Raw genomic sequence first — 8,086 nt, 5'->3', positions numbered from 1 at the left:
TCTAGAATTCACGTAACCGTCGTCGATCCCGGTGATGCTGTTGCCGAGGAGGTCGTCGGTGCGGCACTCTCGCAGGTGCTCAACGAGGGTAGGGACGTGCAGGCGGCGCTGGCCGAAGCCCAGCAACTGATCGAGCGGAGGTTGCGTCGCCGGTAAGCCGGCAGGGGCGCCTCTCAAACGTAGGGTCGCAGACGCCGGCACGTGATGGATGGCGGCCGATGCCGTTACGGGCGCATGCCGGGCGCAGGCCCGTCGGAGGTGCCGTAAGCGGTACGGCCGCCTGCCTTTGGAGGAGACGTACGCGTGACTGTGCGGTACTCAACCAGGAGCCAGGAGATTACGGCGCCGAGAGATCTCTCCACGCGCTGGCACGTTTTGCAGCGGCGAGTTGCGCCGTATCTGTTCATCAGCCCCTTCTACATTCTGTTTGCCGTCTTCGGCCTCTTTCCGCTCTTCTTCTCCTTATACCTTTCGTTCCAGAGCTGGAACGCGGTGGGTGGCCTGGGCGCCATAGAATGGGTCGGGCTGGAGAACTATGTTTACCTCGCTACCGACCCATGGTTCTGGAAATCCGTTTGGAACACGGTGGTCCTGCTCGTGATCTCGGGACTCCCGCAGCACCTTGTTGCAATCCCACTCGCGTTCGCGCTCAACGCCGGGCTAATCCGGCTGAAGAATCTCTTTACAGCCGCTTACTTCATGCCGTACATCACCTCCACTGTCGCAGTGGCGATGATCTTCTCGACCATTTACGGCACACAATACGGCGTCCTAAACGCGGTAATCGGATACCTCGCCCGGACGCGGCTGTTTGGGTGGCCATTCGACGTACTGCAGGTCGAGTTGCCCATCAACTGGCTCGGGTCGGCGCACTACATCAAGCCTGCCATTGCGGTCCTGGTTGTATGGCGGTGGTTTGGATGGAACACGGTTCTTTATCTCACGGGGCTTCAGACCATTCCGAAGGAATTGTATGAAGCCGCGATGGTTGACGGTGCCGGTACCGGGCAGCAGTTTCGATGGATCACGCTCCCGCTCTTACGGCCGATCATGCTGTTTGCCGTTACGTTGACGATCATCGGAAACATGCAGCTCTTCGATGAGCCGTTCATCATGACGGGCACCGGCGGGGGAACCTCTCAGGCTGGCTTGACCACCGCGCTATATCTCTATCGAACGGGTTTTGAGTGGATGTACATGGGTTCCGCAGCGGCGATATCATGGGCCCTTTTCATCGTGATCGGGCTTTTCACATGGATGAATTTCCGAATCTTCGGTCGTGAGAGCCTGCAGCGCCGTGAAGGGTAGAGGCCGTGCATGCGACGTGTAAGTGGCAGCCATTGGGTGAAAAAAGCGATACTGTACGTGCTGCTAGGGGTAATGGCGTTTCTCACCCTCTTCCCCTTTTACTGGATGTTCGTCCTCGCAACTCACGACCGCTCCACGATCTTCAGCTATCCGCCACCCCTCCTTCTGAGTGACAAAGCGCCGGGCAACTATCAGCGGCTTCTGGAGGCGGTACCGTTCTGGCGCAACTTCTGGAATAGTTTCTACACTGCAGGGATGGCCACCGTGGCGACACTCTTTTTCTGTAGCCTCGGAGGCTTCGGCTTCGCGATGTACGACTTCCGGTACAAGGAGAAGCTGTTTGCCATTCTCCTGGCAACGCTGATGATCCCGCCGCTTTTGGGCATCATTCCGTACTACCTCATCATGAAGTGGCTCGGATGGCTCAACCATCCCAGGGCCCTGTACGTTCCGGGGATGGCCTCCGCCTTCGGAATCTTCCTCATGCGTCAGTACATTGCAAGCGCTATCCCTAAGGATCTGCTGGACGCGGCTCGTATCGACGGGTGTACGGAGTTCCGGATCTTCTGGCGAATCATCGTTCCGCTGATCAAACCGGCCCTTGGGACGCTCTCCATCATCACATTCGTGGGTTCGTGGAACAACTTCATGGGAGCCCTCATCGTGATGCGAACCAGGGACTCGTATACGCTGCCAGTTGCCCTACGGTCACTGCAAGGGATGACCTCGACCGACTGGGGTGCGTTGATGCTTGGAACAGCCATTAGTGTGCTTCCGCTCTTGATGGCCTTCATTGTAGGGGCCAGCCGTATCATTGAAGGGCTAACGGCTGGCGCTACGAAAGGCTAGGTGGTCGTGTGTGGAAGGAGGGCTTCTCTCGGTGAGAGTCCTGCTAACCGCCCTGACAGTGGCTACCCTCGCACTGCTCCTGGCGAGCACAACCCAGGAGGTGCTCGCGGCCAGCGCACCCGCGGCTTGTATCCCTCCGTATGTGGGCGGGGAGAGCGACGTAGCCTGGCGTCAAGCAGCAGAGGCCCGTATCGAGCGCATCCGGAAAGCCGAACTCCGCGTGGTCGTCGTCGACCTGAACGGGCAGCCGGTGCGCGGAGCCACCGTGGGTGTTCATATGAAGCGCCACGCTTTCCCGTTCGGCACGGCCGTAAGCGCGTCACTCCTGACAAGCCCCGCGGGGGAAGAGTATCGAGAGGCTATCCTGAAGCACTTCAACGTAGCGGTCTTCGAAAACGCATTTAAATGGCCGTACTGGGAGAACTGGGGCCGGTCGAAAGGTCTGGCCGCCTTGGCGTGGCTGGAGGAGCACGATATCCCGTTGCGTGGCCACACCCTTGTGTGGCCTGGGTGGCAGTACCTGCCGGCCTGGGTTCGCTTTCTGGAGGATGATCCGGCGGCCTTGCACGAGGCCGTGCTCGAACACATCCGGGAGGAGGCCGGTGCTCTCAGAGGCCGCGTGATTGCCTGGGACGTGCTGAATGAGCCGTATAGCAACCGCGACCTCATGAAGATCCTCGGTGACGAGGCTATGGTCGAATGGTTCAAGGCAGCAAGGGAGGCGGACCCCGGGGCCCAACTCTTCATCAACGATTACGGGATTTTGAGCAGCGGGGGGCTGGACCGAAAGCACCAGGACGCGTACTTCGCCACTATCCGCTACCTGCTGGAACAAGGTGCACCGCTCGACGCCATCGGCATGCAAGGCCATTTCGACTCCGATCTCACGCCTCCCGAACGGCTCCTCGAGATCCTGGACCGCTTCGCCGTCTTTGACAAGCCAATCTGGATCACGGAATTCGATGTCGACATTGAGGACGAGGAGCTGCAGGCGGCGTATCTACGGGATTTCTTCACCGCAGTCTTCAGCCACCCTGCCGTGGAAGGAATCCTCATGTGGGGTTTCTGGGACGGCGCCCACTGGAAACAGAACGCGCCGCTGTATCGCCGGGACTGGACCCTGAAGCGTTCGGGCCGGGCGTGGTTGGATCTGGTCTTCGGCCAGTGGTGGACCAACGAAGCCGGTACGACCGACGCGAACGGTACGTTTGCTACCAGGGGCTTCCTGGGTGATTACGAAGTGGAGGTGAGCGCCGGCGGTCGGCGCGAGACGGTGGCCGTAAGGCTGCCGAGGGAAGGCGCCACGCTCAGAGTCGTGCTGGATGAGTGAGGGGGCGACTCCTTACACCGGTCTGCGCACGCAAGGCGATTTCCTCACCGGTGGTGTGTGGCGCCTCCCCGTGCAGGTCGCCTCGGGTTGGAGGGAGTGTGCCGGGGACTGTCCGGCGCCCCGCTCGAAAGACGCGTTGAAGGAGGCATCGCAGATGGCCGGGCCCGTGCCTAAAGATGCGTTATATAAGGACCCCAGCCAGCCCATCGAGGCTCGCGTCGAAGACTTGCTAGCGCGCATGACGCTCGACGAGAAAGTGGCCCAGCTCGGCAGCGCCTGGGTGTTCGAAATCGCCCCCGGGGGAGCGGTCAGCGAGGAGCAGGCCGCTAGCAGGCTGGGCAAGGGCATCGGGCAGATCACGCGCGTCGCGGGAGCGAGCGACGGTGACGCGCGTACCATCGCCAAGCTCACCAATACGATCCAGAAGTATCTGGTTGAAAGGACTCGGCTGGGCATTCCGGCCATCGTCCACGAGGAGTGCTGCGCCGGCTTTATGGCACGCGGTGCTACGGTGTTTCCGCAAATCATCGGCTTGGCCAGCACGTGGCAGCCAGAACTCGCGGAGATGATGGCGGCGGCCATTCGCCGGCAGATGAGGGCCGTCGGCGCCCACCAAGGCCTGGCACCTTTGCTGGACGTGGCGCGGGATCCGCGTTGGGGTCGCGTGGAGGAGACGTTCGGAGAGGATCCCTACCTGGTGAGCCAGATGGGAGTTGCGTACATCCGCGGACTGCAGGGGGATGACCTGAAAGAAGGCGTCATTGCTACCGGTAAGCACTTTGCAGCCTACGGCGTGCCAGAAGGCGGCATGAACTGGGCCCCCGCCCACGTTGGCGCGCGGGAATTCCGCGAGATTTACTTGGTGCCGTTCGAGGCAGCTATCCGGCGCGCCGGGTTGGCCTCCATCATGAACGGGTATCACGAGCTTGACGGGGTGCCTGCTGCCGCCAGCCGCGAACTGTTGACCGAGCTACTGCGCGGCCAATGGGGGTTCAGCGGAATCGTGGTCTCCGACTACACAGCCGTTGAGACCCTGGTCAGCTACCATCGTACGGCCACCGACAAGGCTGAAGCTGCAGCCCAAGCGCTGCAGGCCGGGATCGACGTTGAACTGCCGACCACGGACTGCTATGGGAAGGCGCTTCGCGAGGCCGTTGCCACTGGCAGGGTCAAGATGGCCGTCGTGGACGAGGCCGTGCGCCGTGTGGTACGTTTGAAGTTCATCCTTGGACTCTTCGAGAACCCATACGTTGACGAAGAGAGGGCCACAACGTCCTTCGACACGGCCGAGGATCGCGCACTGGCCCGGCGGATCGCGCAGCAATCGGTGGTGTTGCTCAAGAACGACGGGGCGCTACTCCCTCTCAGCAAGGAGCTCTCATCCATCGCCGTTATCGGCCCCTCAGCGCATAGCCTGCGCAACCTCAACGGGGATTACCACTACCCCGCGCACATCGAGGTGTTTAACTTGATGGGGCGGATAATACCGGGGCAGGCTCCGTTTCCGCTGCCGCAGCCACCGGCTGGCGCCGATCCAATGGAGGCGGAGTCCATCATGTACGCCAGGCACTTCACGCGTTTCGTCAGCGTACTGGATGGCATCAAGGCCAAAGTCGGGCCACGAACGCGGGTTCTCTATGCCAAGGGCTGTGACGTCACCGGCGAGTCCACCGAAGGATTCGCCGAAGCCGTAGAGGCCGCCCGGAAGGCGGAGGTGGCGGTAGTGGTCGTGGGCGAGAAGTCCGGGCTTACCCCGGACTGCACTTGCGGAGAATTCCGAGACCGTGCGTTTCTCGGGCTTCCGGGGGTGCAGGAGGAACTGGTCAGAGCCGTCTTGTCCACAGGTACACCTACCGTGGTGGTGCTCATCAATGGGCGTCCGCTTTCCATCTCGTGGCTGGCTGAGCATGTTCCGGCCATCTTAGAAGCCTGGATCCCCGGCGAGGAGGGTGGCAGCGCGGTAGCCGACGCGCTTTTCGGCGATGTGAGCCCAGGCGGCCGGTTGCCCATCACCGTGCCGCGCAGCATCGGGCAGGTTCCGTTGTTTTACAACCATAAGCCATCAGGCGGGGCGGTCCCAGGTGCTGGGAGACTACGTTGATCTGAAGGCAGGGCCGCTGTTCCCGTTCGGCCACGGACTGAGCTACACGACCTTCGCATACGCCAACCTCAGCATCACTCCGGAAACGGTGCCGCCCACGGGCACGGTCACTGTCTCCTTCGAGGTTACGAACACCGGCCAGCGGGCCGGGGACGAGGTCGTCCAGCTCTACCTGCACGATATCGTCGCCAGCGTAACGCGCCCTGTGAAGGAGTTGAAAGGGTTCAAGCGTATCACGCTCCAACCGGGCGAGACCAAGGCGGTGAGCTTCTCGGTGGATGTCCGCCAGATGGCGTTTTATGACCGAGAGATGAACTACATCGTGGAGCCCGGCGAAATCGAGGTGCTGGTGGGTGCGTCGTCCGAAGACATCCGGTTGAGGGGGCGGTTCATCATAAGTGGTCAGACTACTGCCGTGAACGAAAAGGTCTTCTCAAGCCAGGTCGAAGTACGGTGAGGGGTGCAGGGCCCAAGGACCCGGCTATTAGGTATTAGGGAAAAACGGGCATCCGACAAGCGAAGAGGAGGACTCGTGATGACGCTCAAAGACCTTCGCGGCCAGGCAACGTTGCGGCAGGGCGACGATCTCGTGACGTTCCTGAAGAGCTTTCAGCTGAAGCCCCGGTTCTCGGTGGGGGTCTGGTACTTCTCCCCGGCCGCCAGCCGGTTCCACGACCGCTATCAGCCCGTCACCTCCATCGAGGAGCGCCTCGATCGCATCGCCGGCCTGGCATCCCTGGGGGTTGTAGGGGTCGAGGCGCATTATCCAAACGAAATCAACGAGGAAAACCTTGACGTCTGGAAGCATTTCTCAAAGGAAAGTGGGATTCGCATTCTCACCGTGGTGCCGCTGCTCTTCTGGGACCCCGACTTCGAGTTCGGGTCGCTTTCATCCCCGCTTCCCCAGGCACGGAAGAAGGCCCTCGACCGGACCGTCCGCACGCTGCAGCTCAACAAAGAACTGGGCACCGACTTCGCCGTCGTATGGCCCGGCATCGACGGATTCGAGCAGCCCTTCGGCGCCAATTTGGCCGATGCTCGCCGGCGGTTCGTGGACGGCCTGGCCGAGGCCATGGACACGGTGCCCGGGGTACGCATTGCCTTCGAGCCCAAGCCCTACGAACCGAGGGGCCGCATCCTGTTCGGCACCACGGCTGAGGGGCTTTTGCTCGCCCACCAGGTCGAATCGAAGCTCCGTCACCCTGAAAACCGGCGGCTTCTTGATGAAGGGTACGCGCTGGTATGCCTCAACCCTGAAGTTGGCCACATGATGATGGCGTACGAAGACCTGGCGTACAGCTTCAGCCTAGCCCTGGAAGAAGGGCGGCTCGCCCACACGCACTGGAACGCCCAGCCGCTGGGCGGCTACGACCTGGACCTGCCGGTGGGGACGGTGGCACCCGAGCAGCTCGAATCTGCCCTCTACGCCCTGAAGATGCACGGCTATCAGGAGCATTTCGGGCTGGACCTCAACCCGGAGCGGATGGCGCCCGAACAGGCTGTCCGCATCTCCATCGAAGCCCTCAGCGCGGCGGTCGACCGCATCAACGAGCTCGACCACGAGGCCATCGTCTGGGCCGCCGAGCATCCCGACACGGCGCGGGGCTGGATCGAGCGCTACCTTGTCCGGGTGCGGGCGCCCCACCCGGAAAAGCTGGAGCCGCTGCCGAGGCCGGTCGGATGAAACACGTTGGTCGTCGGAGAACTGCCCTCGTAGCGCGAAGACGCACAAGAAAGGAGCCATTGCCGAGGAATGGCTCGGTACCTGATCGGGGTTGACGTTGGGACGACGGGAGCCAAGACGCTGCTCGTCGACGAGCAGGGGCGGGTCGCGGCCAGGGCCTTCGACGAGTACCCGCTTCTGGCGCCGAGGCCGGGTTGGGCCGAACAGGAGCCGGAGGAGTGGTACCGCGCCACCGTGAGCGGCATCCGAAAGGTTGTGGCCGAGGCGGGTATCCGGGGAGACGAGGTTGTCAGCATCAGCTTTTCCGGGCAGATGCACGGTTCGGTCTTCCTGGACAAAAGCGGCCAGGTGATCCGCCGGCCTCTTCTGTGGTGCGACGTGCGGACGGCCGACGAGGTGCGCGCCATCAACGAGGCCGTGGGGCGGGAGCGGATGATTGCGATTGCCGGAAGCCCGGCCATGGAGGGCTTCACGGCGCCCAAGGTGCTGTGGGTGCGGCGAAACGAGCCCGCCAACTTCGAGCGGGTGGCGTCGGTTTTGCTGCCCAAGGATTACGTGCGCTACCGGCTGACCGGGGAGCTGGCCACGGAGGCGTCGGACGCGGCCGGTTCGGCCGTGTTCGACGTCGAGCAGGGGCGGTGGTCCCAGGAAGTGCTCGACGTGGTGGGGCTGCACCCGGGGCAGCTTCCGCCGGTGCTTCGGTCGGTCGACGTGGCTGGCCGGCTCACGCAGCAGGCCGCCGAGGAGACGGGCCTACCGGTCGGGACGCCGGTCGTGGCGGGTGGTGCGGACAATGCCTGTGGGGCGGTGGGGG

General features: G+C 62.6%; 5 protein-coding genes and 1 pseudogene. All 6 read left to right on the top strand.

Annotation, left to right across the window (positions count from 1 at the left end; genetic code table 11):
* Positions 1 to 303: 303 nt before the first annotated feature.
* Positions 304 to 1,308 carry a sugar ABC transporter permease gene (locus AB1609_11040; protein ID MEW6047001.1) on the top strand — a complete coding sequence of 335 codons (1,005 nt, stop codon included), beginning with the start codon at positions 304 to 306 and terminating at the stop codon, positions 1,306 to 1,308.
* Between the two features lie 36 nt (positions 1,309 to 1,344).
* Positions 1,345 to 2,157, top strand: a complete 813-nt coding sequence (locus AB1609_11035; protein MEW6047000.1) for a carbohydrate ABC transporter permease — start codon at positions 1,345 to 1,347, stop codon at positions 2,155 to 2,157.
* A gap of 31 nt (positions 2,158 to 2,188) precedes the next feature.
* Positions 2,189 to 3,487, top strand: coding sequence for an endo-1,4-beta-xylanase (locus AB1609_11030; GenBank protein MEW6046999.1), 1,299 nt, complete (start codon positions 2,189 to 2,191; stop codon positions 3,485 to 3,487).
* Positions 3,488 to 3,641: 154 nt separating this feature from the next.
* Positions 3,642 to 6,045, top strand: a pseudogene (locus AB1609_11025) (glycoside hydrolase family 3 N-terminal domain-containing protein).
* A gap of 78 nt (positions 6,046 to 6,123) precedes the next feature.
* Positions 6,124 to 7,272, top strand: coding sequence for a TIM barrel protein (locus AB1609_11020; protein ID MEW6046998.1), 1,149 nt, complete (start codon positions 6,124 to 6,126; stop codon positions 7,270 to 7,272).
* 69 nt (positions 7,273 to 7,341) lie between these two features.
* Positions 7,342 to 8,086: FGGY family carbohydrate kinase (locus tag AB1609_11015; GenBank protein ID MEW6046997.1), on the top strand; the 745-nt coding region annotated here is incomplete at its 3' end.

Source organism: Bacillota bacterium (assembly GCA_040754675.1).
Classification (GTDB): domain Bacteria; phylum Bacillota; class Limnochordia; order Limnochordales; family Geochordaceae; genus Geochorda.
The sequence above is the reverse complement of the archived record's forward strand: the minus strand, read 5'-3'. Positions and strand labels throughout refer to the sequence as shown.

Bases quoted from the DNA above. Each gene is read 5' to 3' on its own strand.
- AB1609_11020 (MEW6046998.1), top strand. From the start codon at position 6,124: ATGACGCTCAAAGACCTTCGCGGCCAGGCAACGTTGCGGCAGGGCGAC.